This window comes from Nostoc sp. UIC 10630, assembly GCF_010747425.1.
In the GTDB taxonomy this organism is placed as follows: Bacteria; Cyanobacteriota; Cyanobacteriia; order Cyanobacteriales; family Nostocaceae; genus Nostoc.
This window is the reverse complement of sequence record NZ_JAAGOG010000064.1, coordinates 1-16,561: the sequence shown is the minus strand read 5'-3', so window position 1 is coordinate 16,561 and position 16,561 is coordinate 1. Positions and strand designations below refer to the sequence as shown.

Sequence of the window (16,561 nt, the reverse complement as noted above, 5' to 3'; positions counted from 1 at the left end):
ATGCAAAGATGCGTGCCTGCGTCCTCTAGCAGTTCGCCAAGTGTACTTGGCGGGGTAAGGGGTAAGGGGGAAAGGGTTTAAATCCCTTAACCTTTCCCCTTTCCCCAGTCCTCACTTAGCATTTTTGGGTTGGCAGACTACTAGCAGTAATGTTGGGTTGGTAATAGGTTGTTAGTAATGAATTCAACTAGGGAATACTTATTCTGAAGGAATGCAGATAAAGTGGGAAGCTCTGTCTAGTCTTTACGGCGGAGCTTCCCATTTCATCGGGAATAGCCTCCAGGACTCCCTAGTTCTATTGGTCTGGATTTCCCTCCTCTTGTCAGAAGTCCTGGTTCCCAAAACCCAAATCTTTTTCTTCTCCCAAGGGGAGACGCTAAAAGCGATGCAACATATACTATCAGCTTGGTTCTCGCTTATAGCATTGATGGTTACTGAGCGTAGTCGAATCTAAAATCCAAAATCCAAAATCTAAAATAGTACTAAGATGAGTTCAGTTTCTATTAGTGATAATTCCTCAAAGTTTTCTGGTAATAGTCGCTCATTACTCAAAAAAAGAACGCTGTTATTTCGCTATCTTGCAGAAATAAATTTAATTTTTGGTATCTGGTATTTGCAATGGCGCATCACCCATTCCATCAATTTTGATGCACTGTGGATCTCTATTCCTTTGTTGATAGCAGAAATTTATAGCTATTTCGGCGGTGTGATGTTTGTGATTGGGTTATGGCGACCTTTAGTGCGACAAATTAAGTCTCTCGACCAGATGACCCCACCTTTACCCAGATCCGAATGGCCAACAGTAGATGTCTTTGTGACCTGCTACAACGAACCGCCGGAAATTGTAGAGGAAACTGCCAAAGCTGCTCTGAAAATGGATTATCCGCCAACAAAGTTACGAGTTTATGTCCTGGATGATGGTAACTCGGCTGATATACGGGCTATGACAGAAAGATTGTGTATTGAAGATTTGCAGTCACCACAACTACAACAAGAAGCAAATCGGATTGATGCAGAACACTCTTATTTGTTGCAGCGCTTAAAGGAACTAGAAAATCTGACACCTAATACTCAGGCCGCAGAACAATGGTTGCAAACATCATCATCAGAACCAGTAGTTAATCAGTTGGCTACGGAATTTGTGCAAAGCCTGCGACAATTTATTCTTTGGTTATCTCCGACTCATCAAGGTATTAGTAATTCTCTTGGAGAGACGCTACGCGATCGCCTCACTACCGAACGGAAAGCCCTAGAGGAAACTATTCGTAAGAAAGAACTCGAACTTTTGGAACTCTCCCGGTTTCGGTATATCGCTCGTCCCAAAACCCCTGGCGTAGCGCATCATGCGAAAGCGGGCAACATTAATTACGCAATTTTTTCTGGGGAAACGGCAGGAAATTTTATTGTTACTCTAGATGCCGACCACATTCCCAAGCAAAATTTTCTGAAGCGAGTTGTGCCTTATTTCTATACATATAATATTTCAACAGGAAGATACGATCAGAATAAAATTGCTTTTGTACAGACTCGCCAGGATTTTTACAATATTCCTCCAGGCGATCCTTTTGGACATCGAGCAAATTTATTTTATGGGCCACTCCAACAAGGCAAAGATGGCATGAATGCTGCGTTCTATACAGGCACAAATGCGATATTGAGGCGTGAGGCATTAGTTAGTGTAGGACTGCAAAATTTTGCTGATGAATTTGCCAAAGATGAAAAGCGTTTAGATGAATTTGATTTAGTTGGTGGGGTATCGAGTAATAGCATTACAGAAGATATGAATACAGCCATGCGTCTGCATAGTGCTGGCTGGAAATCTATTTATCACAATGAACTTTTGGCAGAAGGTTTAGCGCCAGATGACCTGAGTTCTACTCTTAAGCAGCGACTACGCTGGGCACAAGGAACTATCCAAGTACTAGTTAGAGAAAATCCACTGACAAAATCAGGGCTAACATTTTGGCAAAGGTTGCAATATTTTAAGACGATGTATAGTTATTTCTCTGGTTTTGCAACTCTGGTGTTTATTTCTTGTCCAATTATCTATTTTTTTACGGACATTGTTCCAGTTAAAACCTACGGGTCTGACTTTGCGATACACTTTTTCCCCGCTTTTATTATCAACCGTCTCACGTTCTTAGCAGCTACCTGGGGCATTCCAGCTACAGAAGTTTGGCGTTCTGAACAATATGCGATTGCTTTATTCCCCCTGCTAATCCAAGCTGTATGGAGTGTGTTTACAGGACAAAAACTCAATTTTCAAGTCACACCTAAGCAGAGGCAGTCTGGTATTTATCTCAGGCTGGTTTGGCCACAGTTAGTTATCTTTGTTCTCACTATTCTGGGAATATTATGGAGTCTTTATCGCTTTGCAATTGGTCATCTAAATAATCCTTTGGTTCACCTACTCAATGGTGCATGGGCTATCTATAATTTGTTACTTTTGTCTGCTATTATCCGCGCTTCTGTTTGGCAACCTCCAAAAGAAACGTAAGAGGGACATAGGGAAAAGGAAAATAACTATTAACTCCCTGATAAATTCAATGTAAAAAGAAAAAAGTAATGAACATTAATTCAGACTCAAAAAATTTTGGTCAAAGAACTGTCTTAACAATTTATGCTCATGCTGATGATGAAGTTCTACCTGCTGCTGGCACTCTCAGTCTGATGTCCAAAGCAGGATGGAATATTCTTTGCTTAATTTTGACTGATGGCAGTCTTTCCAGTTCGCCTATTAAGGGTACACGTCATCAAGAAGCGGATGCCGCAGGTAAAATCATCGGTGCAACTTACGAGTTTTATGCACTTGAGGAGTATAATTTTTCAACTCAAGCAGTGATTAAAGTTACTGAAGAAGCTATTGGGCGTTGGCAACCGGATCTAATTATTACTCATGCACCACAACCCGAAAAATATGGACATAGAGATCATGAAGTATGTGCGATCGCAGTTTCTAATGTTGCTACCCGCAAAAACATAACTTTGTGGTATTCAGCCCCGCCTGTTTTTTTGCGTGGTTTTGAACCCAACTTTTTTGTGGATATTACTTCTGTAATTGAGGAAAAAGTTGCAGCTATCGGTTGTTATGAATCAGAGGTAAACAAAGCATTTATGCAACTTGATGCCATACTGGTTCTATCTCGTTTTTGGGCACGAGAGTTGGGTCAAAAAGATGGTTACTTTGAAGCTTTTGAAATTTCCCGACAATGTGTAGATGCTAGCTTTTTTTACGCAATAGCTAATAATCACCAAGTAATTAAACACAGCTAATCGTAATTTGATTAAATAAACGTTGGGTTTTTACCTCAACTACTCATTTTCGATCAAAACTGTAACAGATGCGATCGCAATCAACATTTCATCATTTTTATCGTTGAGTTCAGGAATGGCCCGTCCTTGAACTATCATTCCCCCAGATTCTACGGTAAGAGTTTTCCGACCAAATGGTAGGACAGCTAGTACCTCTTCTTCTCTAACTTGTTCTGGATATGGCACTGCTACCTGAACTTCTATAATCATTTCATTGGGATGGCTTAAACCTGCAACTTCCCAAACACCAGGTAAAGCATTGTGAGCGATCGCATTCCGTACCGCCCTAGATGCTGCTACTGTAGGTTCTTGTCCATGCTGATCTATTCCCATCCCCATCTCAATAATCAACCGTTTACGCACCATTACTACCTCCGGTAAATTCTCCACCTTTCACCACCAAAGGCAGCTGTAGTGAGGACAGAAGGCTCAGTTGGAATACTGCATCTCTTCCTTACAATGACCCTTCACGCAAAGTCCTAGGATAAGAGCCAAACTTCTGCCTCCAACAAGAACTGCCTCCTTTAGACCAGACGTTGTAAGCGACTAAGACGCTCTGAGTAACTTTTCATCACCTGTATGGCAAACATAGGTGTTTCCTGAACGGCAAAGAGAAACCCTTCTTGATCAAGAAAACCTAGTTTAGTATCCACCTTGGCAATAGCTGTGTAATTTCTATTTTTTATTCCTACAAGTATTCCAGCACCAAAAACTTCGCCCTGCTCAATAGTTTCTACAACCTTGCCATTAACTACTATCTCTACCTCTCCTTCCAGAATGCCGTACATACTATCACCAGACTGTCCTTCTTCAAAGATGACTTCACCTGCTGAGAATGCTTCAGGAGTGGGTTGTTTTTGAAATATACTGACTGTTATTACAGGACTTAGCATTAGAGCAACCCCAAAATTCTTGGTTTTTAGACGAAACTTTTTGATAGCTTTAGGCGAACCCAAAAAAGTATACTACTTTATGTTGATTAACTCTCACTCAATCTCCACAAAATTCCTGATTAGTCTCCTAATCGCCTAAATACCCTTCCCTGGTTTTACTAGGCAGGCAAAACCGTCTCTCTCTGAGTCGGAGCTACGGTGTATACACCATAGCTTATAAAGGGGAGGGAATTAGATGTTCTAGTTTCCTATCATGTTATTGTGGCGATCGCATTTGCTGATTTGGCGATCGCGTTTGTTGATTCAGCGATCGCATTTGCTGATATAGCGATCGCGTTTGTTGATTCAGCAATCGCATTTGCTGATATAGCGATCGCATTTGTTGATTCGGAGTTCGCATTTGCTGATATAGCGATCGCATTTGTTGATTCGGAGTTTGCATTTGCTGATATAGCGATCGCATTTGTTGATATTGCGTTCGCATTTGCTGGTTGCACTTATTTTCAGACAGCAAATCGATATGGAAAATGAGTAAAAATACAGACAAACTCGTAATTATTTCATTAAAAGCTCAACGAAATAAATCCACAAAACTACCCATCTCAGGCAAAAGGATACTCCACTATGTTGAAAAAGGAATTCTTAAAAAAAAGGATATCTCATGTCTTTAAGAACTCGTGGTTCTGCTGCTGTTGACAAAGCCCAACTTCGTCTCGCCTTGCTTAAATCCGTTGATGAAAACCTGGATTTAGGACATGGATTAACCATCGAAGCCTACAACCACCTTATCAACACTACACGTTCGACGCTAGAAGCTCATAACACGCTTGTATCCAATCTTGAAGAATCGCGTAAGACAATAACCCAGATGGATAAAGCCCTTTCCGAAATGTCTGAACGAATGCTAAGTGGAGTTGCAACTATCTATGGCAGAAACAGTATAGAGTATTCCAAAGCTGGCGGATCTAATGGAAAAAGAAATAAAAAATCTAGTTCAAAAGTTGCTCCAGTTGTAGCGGTTCTTGCTACTCAACCGGCTCAAGCTGCAATTGCGAATGTGTCAACTAACGGTAAAAGCACAACTCCTTTACTGCAATAATCCGCTTTAGTGCATAAATTTAGTACCGTGTCAAGCTTAAATTTGTGCATTAAATGTAAGTTGGGTTTCCTTACGTCAACCCAACCTACCTTTAATCCAATACAGTTCAATTAAGCAATTTTTTCCTTCTCTTTCTTTTCTCTGTGTCCTCTGCGCCTCTGCGGTTCGTAAAAAAAATGACCTTGACAAAGACTGCTAGCCTTAACCCAAACGTATTGACCTTTAATCCATCTGAATTTTATAGTAGCGATGTGGCGGGCTAGGCGTAGGGCGTGTTTTCAAACTATTTGTTTAGCCTCCTAACTTTTTAGATCCCCCTAAATCCCCCTTAAAAAGGGGGACTTTAAGAGACTCTTTGCCCCCCTTTTTAAGGGGGGTTGGGGGGATCTAAGACTTTGAAAACACGCCCTACGCTCTTGTGGAAAAGTCCTATCTTTATATTTGCAACTTTATTATCGAAAATTCAAGGTAGGGAGAGGTTTATCAAACTCGCTCTCAAAAAGCGAATTTTGGTTTTCAGGCTATCTTCTATAATTGATAAAACCTGCACACCTAATTCTAGGCATGAGACTGTGACCGAATCAGGAAGTTACAAAGATACTGTAAACCTACCCAAGACTAGCTTTGATATGCGGGCAAACGCCATCAAGCGCGAGCCTGAAATCCAAAAATTTTGGGAAGAAAATAAAATTTACGATCGCCTCTTTGAAAGTAACCCCGGCGAATTATTTATACTGCACGATGGGCCTCCCTACGCTAATGGCTCACTCCATATTGGTCATGCCTTAAATAAAATTCTCAAAGATATTATTAATCGCTACCAAATGTTACGAGGGCGTAAAGTTCGCTACGTTCCTGGTTGGGATTGTCACGGTTTGCCAATTGAGTTAAAAGTTTTGCAGAACATGAAGTCAGCAGAACGGCAAAATTTAACGCCTTTACAACTGCGGCAGAAAGCGAAAGAATTTGGACTAGCTACGGTAGATAACCAGCGCCAAAATTTTAAACGCTATGGTATTTGGGGTGATTGGGACAACCCTTATCTAACTCTGAAGCCGGAATATGAAGCGGCTCAAATTGGTGTGTTTGGTCAGATGTTCTTAAAAGGCTACATCTATCGCGGTTTGAAGCCAGTTCACTGGAGTCCTAGCTCTAAAACCGCTTTAGCTGAAGCTGAGTTGGAATATCCAGAAGGTCACGTTTCCCGCAGTATCTATGCAGCTTTTCCAGTTACAAGTTTGGCGGAAGCTGTAAAACCACTGTTGGCGGAATATCTGCCAGATTTGGGTGTTGCTATTTGGACAACCACACCTTGGACAATTCCGGGGAATTTGGCGGTAGCAGTGAATGCAGATTTGAACTATGCAGTGGTGGAGGTTTCCCAGTCAGAGGCGCAGAGCAATTTTAAATACCTCATCGTTGCTGCTGATTTGGTCGAACGGTTATCTTCAACGTTGGGACTTGAGTTAACTCTCAAAGCCACCTTTAAGGGGAATGACTTAGAACATACTACTTATCGTCATCCTCTATTTGACCGTGAAAGCCCAATTGTTGTCGGCGGTGATTATATCACTACTGAATCGGGTACTGGGTTGGTACATACCGCACCAGGTCATGGTCAAGAAGATTACATTGTTGGTCAGCGTTACGGTTTACCCATCCTTGCACCAGTGGATGACAACGGCAATTTTACCCAAGAGGCGGGAGAATTTGCTGGGTTGAATGTGCTGGGTGATGGGAATCAGGCGGTGATTGATGCACTGGCTGCGGCTGGTTCTTTGCTGAAGGAAGAAGCATATCCCCACAAATATCCTTATGATTGGCGGACGAAGAAGCCGACGATTTTCCGCGCTACTGAACAATGGTTTGCTTCCGTGGAAGGATTTAGAGAAGAAGCACTAAAGGCGATCGCAACTGTAAAATGGATTCCAGCCCAAGGTGAAAATCGCATCACGCCAATGGTGGCGGAACGTTCCGATTGGTGTATCTCCCGTCAACGGAGTTGGGGTGTACCCATTCCCGTTTTCTACGACGAAGCCACGGGTGAACCACTGCTGAATGAAGAAATTATCAACCACGTCCAAGGAATTATCGCCGAAAAAGGTTCCGATGCTTGGTGGGAATTATCCGTTGAGGAATTATTACCAGAATCCTATCGTAATAATGGTAAGTCTTACCGCAGAGGTACAGACACAATGGATGTATGGTTTGATTCTGGCTCATCTTGGGCAGCTGTCGTCCAACAGCGTCCAGAGTTACGCTACCCTGCTGATATATATTTGGAAGGTTCCGACCAACATCGTGGTTGGTTTCAGTCAAGCTTGCTCACCAGTGTAGCGGTAAATGACATTGCACCTTACAAAACTGTGCTAACTCACGGCTTCGCTTTGGACGAACAAGGGCGAAAGATGAGTAAGTCAGAAGGAAATGTGGTTGACCCAAATACAATCATTGAAGGCGGAAAAAATCAAAAAGTAGAACCGGCTTACGGTGCAGATGTCTTGAGATTGTGGGTATCATCGGTAGACTACTCCGGCGATGTCCGCATTGGTAAAAACATCATCAAGCAGATGAATGATGTTAGAGGCAAAATTCGCAACACAGCGCGGTTTTTGTTGGGTAGCTTGGATGATTTTGACCCAGAAAAAGATACAGTTCCCTTCGAGGAATTGCCAGAACTTGACCGTTATATGCTGCACCGCATCACCGAAGTGTTTGAGGAAGTCACGGAAGCCTTTGATAGTTTCCAATTCTTCCGCTTTTTCCAAACTGTGCAGAATTTCTGCGTGGTGGATTTATCCAACTTTTATTTAGATGTAGCCAAAGATAGGCTGTACATCAGTGCAAAGGATGCTTTCCGCCGTCGCAGTTGCCAAACGGTGCTAAAAATAGCCTTAGATAATTTAGCACGAGCGATCGCACCAGTGTTATGCCACACCGCCGAAGACATCTGGCAATATCTCCCTTATAAAACACCTTACAAATCAGTGTTTGAAGCCGGTTGGATACAGGTAGAGGAAAAATGGCGTAATCCAGAATTAGCGGAATTTTGGTCAGCGCTGCGACAACTTCGCACCGATGTGAATAAGGTGTTAGAACAAGCCAGGATAGAAAAACTCATTGGTTCTTCCCTAGAAGCGAAAGCTTTGATTCATATCCCTCACAAACAATTAGGCGATGCTATCAAAGCCTTTAACCCGGTTAAGGGTAACGGGATTGACGAACTGCGGTATTTATTGCTGACTTCCCAGGTGGAATTATTAGATTCTGCCGAGGGGTTGCAAGGATTAGAATATGCAGCGCAGACGGAAGACTGGACAATTGCTGTAGTCAAAGCAGATGGGCAAAAGTGCGATCGCTGTTGGAACTACTCTACTCATGTGGGAGAATCAGCAGAACACCCCTTAATTTGCGAACGGTGTGTTGCAGCCTTAGCAGGAGAGTTCTAGTAAATATATCTGAGTTCAACGAACCTCTCCCTACCTTGAAATAAAGTTCAAGCCTTTCCCTCTCCAACTCGGAGAGGGAAAATTTTGTGTAGTAAAACCAAGGACAATACTTCTCGGTTAAGCATTTTTAATTCAGAATCAGGTTTTGGGAAAAGGTTAAAGGGGAAGGGTTAAAGGTTTTTTCTTTCCCTTTGCCCCTTCCCCTTTAACCTTTAACCGAGAAGTATTGAAACCAAGGAGAGGTCTGTAATGACATAGACACATCCGTAGAATTCACGTTAAATCAGTTTGTAGTCACCGCCTAAAAAAGATATTTTACTTAATACATATTATGGTGTTTTTGTAAAGCAAGTAATTTCTAAGGGTTATATACTTATAAGAAAAAAATCAGGTGTTTTTACTGAAGCAGACTAAGTACTTTCACCGTATTCTTTTCATGTATAGAAGCATATCTCAGTCTTATAAAGAAAATATAAAGGTATGGATTAATACGTAAATTTTCGATTAAAACATCCATTAACTTAATCAAAATTCAAGAGATACAAAGATATGTCACATAAAGTTGCTAAAGAGTTGGCAGATTTTTTGCTGCAAATAGAACAGCGATCGCAGTTTCATGCAGGCTATCCGTATAATTTAAGTTGTGATTACAGTGCGATCGGGAAATTTTTCAATCATCTGTTAAATAATGCTGGAGACCCATATATTGAGCCAGATTTTGGTCTCCATTCCCGTAAGTTTGAGCAAGAAGTATTATCTTTTTTTGCTCACCTCTATAAAATTCCAGAAAATCAGTTTTGGGGTTATGTTACTGCTGGTGGAACTGAAGGTAATTTATATGGAATTTTCTTAGCAAGAGAAATCTACCCTAATGGGATTCTTTACTCATCACAAGACTCTCATTACTCAATTCCCAAAGCCGCGAAATTATTCCGCATTCAACATAATGTTGTGAATTCGCAAATTCATGGAGAAATGAATTATGACCATTTTGAACAACTACTTAGTGAAAATCGTCGTTATCCAGCTATCATCAATTTAAATATTGGAACTACTGTCAAAGGTGCAATTGATAACTTAGACAAAGTTCTAGAAATTTTAGAGCGCAATCAGATTAAAGATTACTACATTCATTGTGATGCTGCACTTTCAGGGTTAATATTACCGTTTTTAGATGGCGCTCCGCAAGTGAATTTTCAAAAACCGATAGATAGTGTAGCTATTTCTGCTAAATTCATTGGTTCTCCCTTACCTTGTGGTGTAGTTTTAACTAAGAAAAAATGGGTAGAAAAAGTTGAAACAGAAATTGAATATATTGGTTCAAAAGATACAACTATTCTGGGATCTAGAAATGGTCATACTCCCCTAATTCTCTGGTATGCAGTACAAACAAGAGGTTATGATGGATTAGCTAAAGAGGCTAAGACCTGTATTTATAATGCTCAATATCTTTTTCAACAACTTCAAATCAGAGAATATCCATGTATGTTAAATAATTTTTCCAACACAGTAGTTTTTCAAAAACCTTCTCAAAGGTTAATTAAAAAGTGGCAATTAGCAGTTTTTGAAAACTCGGCACACATGATAGTCATGCAGAATATTGGTCGAGAGAAAATTGATATTTTTATTAATGAACTATTATTAGAAGAAGGGTTAGTTAATAACGCAGAAGATTTTCAGCTACAGCCAGTACTACAACACTAATGAAGATTCTCAAGTATAATTGATTTTTCAATTTTACAAGTTGTTTCTCCAAACAGAATTAGATACCAAACAACTTATCTATTTAAAAAGTTTTTGTAACACAAGTTAGCAGCAAGTAGCATTTCTACTTCTACACTTTCCATCGGTGGTAAGAAAAAATACCCTTGTCCATAATCACATTGTAACGCCTTCAATTGTGCTAATTGTTCTACAGTTTCTATGCCTTCTGCTGTAACAGACATATTGAGATTATGAGCTAATGTCACAATCGCTCTTACAATTTCTAAATTTTCTCCTCGACTACCTATATTAGTGACGAAAGAGCGGTCAATCTTCAGGGTTTTGATAGGTAGGCGGTGTAGATAACTCAAGGATGAATAACCAGTTCCAAAATCATCCATGTGCATCTCGACATTTAGCTCTGTTAACTGGGAAAGTACGGTGGTAGCTAATTCAAAATTATCCATCAACAGGGTTTCAGTAATCTCCAACTTCAAACTGCATGGCTCCAGTCCAGTTTCTTGCAAAATATGTTTAACTTGTTTAAACACATCGGGTTGCGTTATTTGTTTCCCAGAAAAATTAACGCTAATTGTCAGAGGTAGCGAGCTAGGAAATTGTTGATGCCATCTGTGCATTTGCTGACAGGCTTCAGAAAGCACCCATTGCCCAATACTAACAATCATTCCAGTTTCCTCAGCCAGAGGAATAAACTCTTGAGGGGAAATAAGACCTCGTTCTGGATGATACCAACGTATCAGGGCCTCAAATCCAATAATTTTGCCAGTTATAAGTGAAATAATTGGCTGGTAATCAAGGCGAAATTCTTCTTGTTTGAGCAGTGCATTTCGCAGAGCAGTTTCTAACTCTAATAGCAAAGATGCACCCTCGTACATCTTTTGGTCAAAGACCTCATAGCGTGCTTTACCAAGTGATTTGGCGCGGTACATTGCAACATCGGCATCGCGGAGAATATGCGCTGATTGTTCATAATCTGGCTTACTTAAAGCGATGCCAATACTAGCATTAGTAAATACCAGATGCTCATTTAATTGAAATGGCAAAGCTAGTACATTTTTAATTCGCTCGGCTACCTGTATGGCGATGTCAATATCCTCAATGTCCTCAATTAAGATGGTGAACTCGTCTCCACCAAAACGGGCAACTATGTCTCCGCCTCGCAGAACTGACTTTAGCCGATGGGAAATTGCAATCAAAAGTTGATTTCCTAGTAGATGTCCCAGACTGTCGTTAACAACTTTAAAGCGGTCTAGGTCTAAGAAGAGTACGGCAAATAAATAATTATTGTGCTGTTTGGTACGTTCTATTGCCTGCTGCACTCGCTCCATAAATAATCGTTGATTAGGTAATCCGGTTAGCCCATCATGAAGACTATTGTGAAGTAGTTGCTCTTGTGCTTGTTGGCGCTTGATAATGTCTTGTTCTAGTTGTTGATTTACTCTGATAAGTTCAACAGTACGTTCTAGAACCAGTTGCTCAAGCTGATAACGATATTGGATTAATTCTTCCTCTACTAACTTCCGTTTAGTGATGTCACGGATAATAACAACATACTCCCTTAGCTGAGAATTAAATGGCTGTGAAATAGTCGATTCAACAATTCTTAGACCTTGGTTTATTTTTAAAGTTTGCTCAGTTCTGATAGACCATTGCTTTGGTTTACCGTGATAACATACTAAGAGTTGATTCAAGTTTTTCCCAAGCAGCTCCTGAGAGTGTGTTTGAAATAATTCTTCAGCCGCAGCATTTGTTTGACAAATTTTACCGTTTTCATCTAAGACTAAAACAGTATCTGGAACGGTATCGAGAGTAGTGATAAATAGGCTTTTAGCTTGTTTGCGTGCTTCATCAATAGCAACGATTTGTGGTAGAGTTGTCCAGCAAGCGATCGCTACTCCAATCAAAGAAAGCGTTACTAACAGAATAGCTAGTAAAGAATTTTGAGGATTATCAGAAACTTTACCTAATAAATCGCGGATAACCCAACTGCTTGTAGCAGTAATACAAATTAATGATACTAGGACAATCACCTGTAGTATCAGAAAGTCTGAATTGTTTGTGCTAGACCGAGTATAGTAACGCTGTGTCCACCATTCCAACTCTAGTGGCGCAAATCTTAAGCGACGTAGCCCGACATCTCCTATCATCAGAACAATGGGTAATAATAATCCCACTGAAAAATCTCTCCAATTCCAAGCTAAACCTCCTACTATTAGAACTACCGCTTCTAAACAGAAAAAACCAAGTGACCACCAAGGCCATAACACCTGGGGTTTTCCTCGACACAGCCATAATCCCAGATGTAACCCCATAATGGACATTAAATAACAGGTGCCTGCTACTGTGACAAGTTGAGATACATTTCCCAAATTTAGACACAGCAAACTGATTAAAAAGGTAACAAAGATAGCAGGCCCAAGGACACCTTGACGGGAAACTAATGCAAATATGGGAGAAATCTGTCTGTCCAAGGCAAGTTGATATAATATCCGAGGAGAATTGGAAACTGCCGTAGCAGAACTTAAAAGACAAGATACAGTAATCAAAAGTGTTGCTAGAAAAGAGGCAGATTCACCCCAAAAAGGCTTAGACGCTGCTACCAGATTTAAGAACGCATCGTCACCTATTGTAGGATTTTGACCCGAACACATTAATACCCAAGAACCACCTAAAAAGACTGGAGGAATTAGCCAAGCAGCTACGGTTAAGAAGCTTAAAGTTTTATACGGATGGTGGCTATCAGCTACAAAAGAAGAAGTGGTTTCACAAGCATAAATTGAATAGCTAGCCAGAAAAAACCACTTAGCCCATTCTTCAAAGCTTATAGTATGTGTGCTGGTTGAGATAAATTTAAAACTAGCAGTTGAGAAGACTAACCATAAAACGCCTTCAATAGAAAACAAAAGCAGTAATAAAATTGCTGGGAATACAAAAAATAAATGCAAGAGCGCTAAAGCACGAGTGCCACTGAACGCTAAAATAAAAGGAATAGCTGTAAATAAAACTTTTAATAAAGTTTCTGGACAAGAAATACCTAATGTTCCAAAATTGACTTTAATTAAGTCTGTGAGAATAATCGCATACAGTGCCGGTGCTGCTGCCCAGCTAAAAAAGTATCCTAATGCTACGTAACGACCTAAGCCAGGAAAATTTTTTAATAGCCTTGTGGTATAATTCGGTGTTCCTCCAGCGACATCTGGCCAACGTCTACCTAGACTTTGCACCTGCAAGTTCAGTAAAAAGGAAATAATCGTGCCAACAAACCAAACTAAAATCGCTTTAGGCCCTAACGCCGCATGAATAATAGGGGCAGTACCAATCCATCCCACATGACCCGTTAAGCCAAAGCCCCAGGTTTCGAGATAACTCAGAGTCCGTGGTAAACGTATTACCAAGTTCTGATTTTTCTCTGTCGGTATAGAATTTTGAGTAAGCATTGTTTCTTAGTAAGATTTACTGACCTTCTCACTCAATAGCCGAATCTCGCTGCATATAGCTTCCGTATAAGTGCTGAACTTATATAAAAGATAACTTACTTATAGCAATACTATCTAATTTATGAAAATTCGTGCTGTCCAGATCCCCGGCAACTTTTATGAAGTCGGGGATCTAATTTTTAATGAATGATTTAAGACTGCTATATTACCCTCATTAGCTTACTGATTAGGTCTTTATAGCTTTTGCAACAACTCCTGAGTTAACTGAAAAAATGCTTTTGATCCAGCTGATTGGGGAGCATTTAAAACAGCTGGCATAAAACTATCAACAGCCTTAGCAACATTGACATCAACTGGTATTTGTACTTTACAAATTTTCTCTACCCCGAAATCTTCGACAACGCGGTGCATCACTTGTTTATAGTATCTGCCAGTGAGAAGGTTAGCAGTAGACATGCTGAATACAATTCCCAGCATTTTTATATCTATTTTTGTTTCATGTCCATGACTGTCTTTCAATTGGGCGATACGTCTTTCTAGTAGTTGAATACCCACTACAGATAAGGGTTCTGGTTTCGCCGGAAGTATGTAGAAATCGCTGGCAGCTAAAGCGCTACGAGTCAATAAATTATATCCAGGGGCACAATCGAGAAGGATAAAATCATATTCTTGACGGACTGGTTTTAAAATGTTATTAATCAGCACTCTTTCAAAGCGATTCCAAATCGTCTCAAAGTCCTGTTCTCCTAATGCAGTTGCTTGTTGATGTAGCATTTCTGATACAACAAATTCATCATATAAGTCGATATCTCCTGGTAATAAATCCAGTCCGGGAAGATTACAAACCTGGGATTGAATGATATCTTGAATTGTGAGTTTTGCTTGTGGGTCTGGATTGATAACTTCGTCGATCAGATACCTAAATGTCTTGCTTTGTTTACGGCGCTTGGCAAAATCTAAAGGCGACATCAAACTGAGTGTGGCGCTAATTTGGCTATCTAAATCAAGGACAAGCACCCGCTTGCCATGATTTTTAGCTAAACAGGTAGCTAAGTTGACGGTGAGGGTAGTTTTACCAACGCCACCTTTCATGTTTGCAGTAGCAATTACATATCCCATTGGTTGAGTCCTCTGTTGACGCATTCTTCACATCTAGGTAGCGTACACCTCTCTCGATTTATTAAATCTTCCATTAAATTTAATATTTTTGGGAACTCAACGAAGAGGAAGGGGGGAAGGGAGCAGAGGGAAATGACTACTTCTCCGTGCCGTGGGTGGATTTACCTGCTGTACTATTTAAATTGCTATCACTTTGGTTGAAAGCTAGATAACATTAGATTCGGCGTGTTTACTGTTCGGGAGTGCCAAAATGTCTAAACAGCTGGGTCAAAAAATTGCACCTACACCTATATCAAATGATATCAATGTAGTGGATTTGATCGATCAATACTTCACTGCTTATAACTCAGCGCGGTTGCGGGAAATCTGCCAACTTCTGAGTCGTGATGTGCTAACCGAAGGTGTTACTGTCGGAGTTAGCCTTTCTGGTGCGATGACACCAGCAGGATTTGGGGTTTCAGCGCTTGCACCCTTAATTCGTAATGGCTTTATTGATTGGATGATTAGCACTGGTGCAAATCTTTACCATGATATGCATTACGGTTTGGGTTTTGAACTCTTTGCTGGTAATCCTTTTTTGGATGATGTGAAACTGCGTCAGGAAGGGACTATTCGCATTTATGACATTATCTTTGGTTACGATGTGCTACTAGAAACCGATGCGTTCATCCGCAAGATTTTACAAGGGGAAGCGTTTCAGAAGCGGATGGGAACTGCTGAGTTTCACCATTTACTAGGTAAGTATGTTCGGGAAGTAGAAAAGCAACTGGGTGTGCAGCATTCCTGCTTGCTGGCTACAGCTTATGAGTATGGCGTGCCTATATATACGTCTTCTCCAGGAGATAGCTCTATTGGGATGAACGTGGCGGCTTTGGCTTTGGAAGGTTCGCAGTTGGTGTTAGATCCATCAATTGACGTAAATGAAACGGCTGCGATCGCATATAATGCCCGTGAGTCAGGCGGTAAAAGTGCGGCTGTAATTCTCGGTGGCGGTAGTCCTAAGAACTTTTTACTACAAACTCAACCGCAACTTCATGAGGTATTAGGGCTAGAAGAACGAGGACACGATTACTTTGTGCAGTTTACTGATGCACGTCCAGATACAGGCGGTTTGTCTGGAGCAACCCCATCAGAAGCCGTTAGCTGGGGTAAGATTGACCCGGAAGAGTTGCCTAACACAATTGTTTGTTATACCGATAGTACGATCGCTTTACCACTGGTAACAGCATACGTCTTGAATAAGTGCCAACCTCGTCCCCTGAAGCGTGTTTACGATAAGCGAGAAGCCATTTTGGATAAACTGCAAAAAGACTATCTAGCAGCCAAAACCCAACCATCGGATCAGGTTCCCGCAGCAGTGGCTGAAAGTGCCCAAAAGCAGACAGCGACTTATCCTTGTGGGCGGCTGATTCCGAATACGTAGGGAGTAGAGGAGGCAGGGAGCAGGGAGCAGGAAAGGATTAGGGGAAATTATTGAACAAGTCTCTTCTCTATTTCCCATGCCCAATGCCCCATGCCCCATGCCCC

At 40.9% G+C, this 16,561-nt stretch carries 11 protein-coding genes; 6 read left to right on the top strand and 5 right to left on the bottom strand.

What is annotated here, in order from left to right:
• Nucleotides 1-487 precede the first annotated feature (487 nt).
• Together G1O98_RS16675 and G1O98_RS16670 are read left to right on the top strand one after the other, a co-directional pair.
• Nucleotides 488-2,497, top strand: a complete 2,010-nt coding sequence (locus G1O98_RS16675; RefSeq protein WP_163929824.1) for a glycosyltransferase family 2 protein — start codon at nt 488-490, stop codon at nt 2,495-2,497.
• 68 nt (nt 2,498-2,565) lie between these two features.
• A complete protein-coding gene (locus tag G1O98_RS16670; RefSeq protein ID WP_163929823.1) occupies nt 2,566-3,273 on the top strand; it encodes a PIG-L deacetylase family protein in 708 nt (235 codons plus the stop codon).
• Nucleotides 3,274-3,312: 39 nt separating this feature from the next.
• Here the strand turns inward: G1O98_RS16670 and G1O98_RS16665 are convergent, their stop codons facing one another.
• From G1O98_RS16665 to G1O98_RS16655, 3 genes are all read right to left on the bottom strand, one after another.
• Nucleotides 3,313-3,678 carry a Lin0512 family protein gene (locus G1O98_RS16665; protein ID WP_175586713.1) on the bottom strand — a complete coding sequence of 122 codons (366 nt, stop codon included), beginning with the start codon at nt 3,676-3,678 and terminating at the stop codon, nt 3,313-3,315.
• Nucleotides 3,679-3,836: 158 nt separating this feature from the next.
• The gene (locus G1O98_RS16660; RefSeq protein WP_163929821.1) at nt 3,837-4,205 is read right to left on the bottom strand and encodes a cyclic nucleotide-binding domain-containing protein; all 369 of its coding nucleotides are present in this window, start codon (nt 4,203-4,205) and stop codon (nt 3,837-3,839) included.
• Between the two features lie 256 nt (nt 4,206-4,461).
• The gene (locus G1O98_RS16655) at nt 4,462-4,689 is read right to left on the bottom strand and encodes a hypothetical protein (RefSeq protein ID WP_163929820.1); all 228 of its coding nucleotides are present in this window, start codon (nt 4,687-4,689) and stop codon (nt 4,462-4,464) included.
• A gap of 177 nt (nt 4,690-4,866) precedes the next feature.
• On the opposite strand from G1O98_RS16655, the gene G1O98_RS16650 reads away from it, so the two are divergent.
• The 3 genes from G1O98_RS16650 to G1O98_RS16640 all read left to right on the top strand — a co-directional run bounded on the left by G1O98_RS16650 (nt 4,867) and on the right by G1O98_RS16640 (nt 10,457).
• Nucleotides 4,867-5,304: a hypothetical protein gene (locus G1O98_RS16650; protein ID WP_163929819.1), complete on the top strand. Its 438-nt coding sequence runs from the start codon at nt 4,867-4,869 to the stop codon at nt 5,302-5,304.
• Between the two features lie 572 nt (nt 5,305-5,876).
• Nucleotides 5,877-8,753: an isoleucine--tRNA ligase gene (ileS, locus tag G1O98_RS16645; RefSeq protein WP_163929818.1), complete on the top strand. Its 2,877-nt coding sequence runs from the start codon at nt 5,877-5,879 to the stop codon at nt 8,751-8,753.
• A 549-nt stretch (nt 8,754-9,302) separates the two neighbouring features.
• On the top strand, nt 9,303-10,457 hold the full coding sequence (locus G1O98_RS16640; RefSeq protein WP_163929817.1) for a histidine decarboxylase: 1,155 nt from the start codon (nt 9,303-9,305) through the stop codon (nt 10,455-10,457).
• Nucleotides 10,458-10,531: 74 nt separating this feature from the next.
• Here the strand turns inward: G1O98_RS16640 and G1O98_RS16635 are convergent, their stop codons facing one another.
• Both G1O98_RS16635 and G1O98_RS16630 read right to left on the bottom strand, forming a co-directional pair.
• Nucleotides 10,532-13,915: an EAL domain-containing protein gene (locus tag G1O98_RS16635; protein WP_163929816.1), complete on the bottom strand. Its 3,384-nt coding sequence runs from the start codon at nt 13,913-13,915 to the stop codon at nt 10,532-10,534.
• A 234-nt stretch (nt 13,916-14,149) separates the two neighbouring features.
• Nucleotides 14,150-15,034: a ParA family protein gene (locus G1O98_RS16630; RefSeq protein WP_012408196.1), complete on the bottom strand. Its 885-nt coding sequence runs from the start codon at nt 15,032-15,034 to the stop codon at nt 14,150-14,152.
• 250 nt (nt 15,035-15,284) lie between these two features.
• Between G1O98_RS16630 and speY the strand changes: the two genes are divergently transcribed.
• Nucleotides 15,285-16,457, top strand: a complete 1,173-nt coding sequence (speY, locus tag G1O98_RS16625; protein ID WP_163929815.1) for a deoxyhypusine synthase — start codon at nt 15,285-15,287, stop codon at nt 16,455-16,457.
• The last annotated feature ends 104 nt before the right edge of the window (nt 16,458-16,561 follow it).

What these genes read in the sequence shown, in the direction of transcription:
- speY (WP_163929815.1), top strand. Translation starts at nt 15,285, where the DNA reads ATGTCTAAACAGCTGGGTCAAAAAATTGCACCTACACCTATATCAAAT.
- G1O98_RS16650 (WP_163929819.1), top strand. Translation starts at nt 4,867, where the DNA reads ATGTCTTTAAGAACTCGTGGTTCTGCTGCTGTTGACAAAGCCCAACTT.
- G1O98_RS16670 (WP_163929823.1), top strand. Translation starts at nt 2,566, where the DNA reads ATGAACATTAATTCAGACTCAAAAAATTTTGGTCAAAGAACTGTCTTA.
- G1O98_RS16675 (WP_163929824.1), top strand. Translation starts at nt 488, where the DNA reads ATGAGTTCAGTTTCTATTAGTGATAATTCCTCAAAGTTTTCTGGTAAT.
- G1O98_RS16635 (WP_163929816.1), bottom strand. Translation starts at nt 13,915, where the DNA reads ATGCTTACTCAAAATTCTATACCGACAGAGAAAAATCAGAACTTGGTA.
- G1O98_RS16630 (WP_012408196.1), bottom strand. Translation starts at nt 15,034, where the DNA reads ATGGGATATGTAATTGCTACTGCAAACATGAAAGGTGGCGTTGGTAAA.
- G1O98_RS16660 (WP_163929821.1), bottom strand. Translation starts at nt 4,205, where the DNA reads ATGCTAAGTCCTGTAATAACAGTCAGTATATTTCAAAAACAACCCACT.
- G1O98_RS16655 (WP_163929820.1), bottom strand. Translation starts at nt 4,689, where the DNA reads ATGCGAACGCAATATCAACAAATGCGATCGCTATATCAGCAAATGCAA.
- G1O98_RS16665 (WP_175586713.1), bottom strand. Translation starts at nt 3,678, where the DNA reads ATGGTGCGTAAACGGTTGATTATTGAGATGGGGATGGGAATAGATCAG.
- G1O98_RS16640 (WP_163929817.1), top strand. Translation starts at nt 9,303, where the DNA reads ATGTCACATAAAGTTGCTAAAGAGTTGGCAGATTTTTTGCTGCAAATA.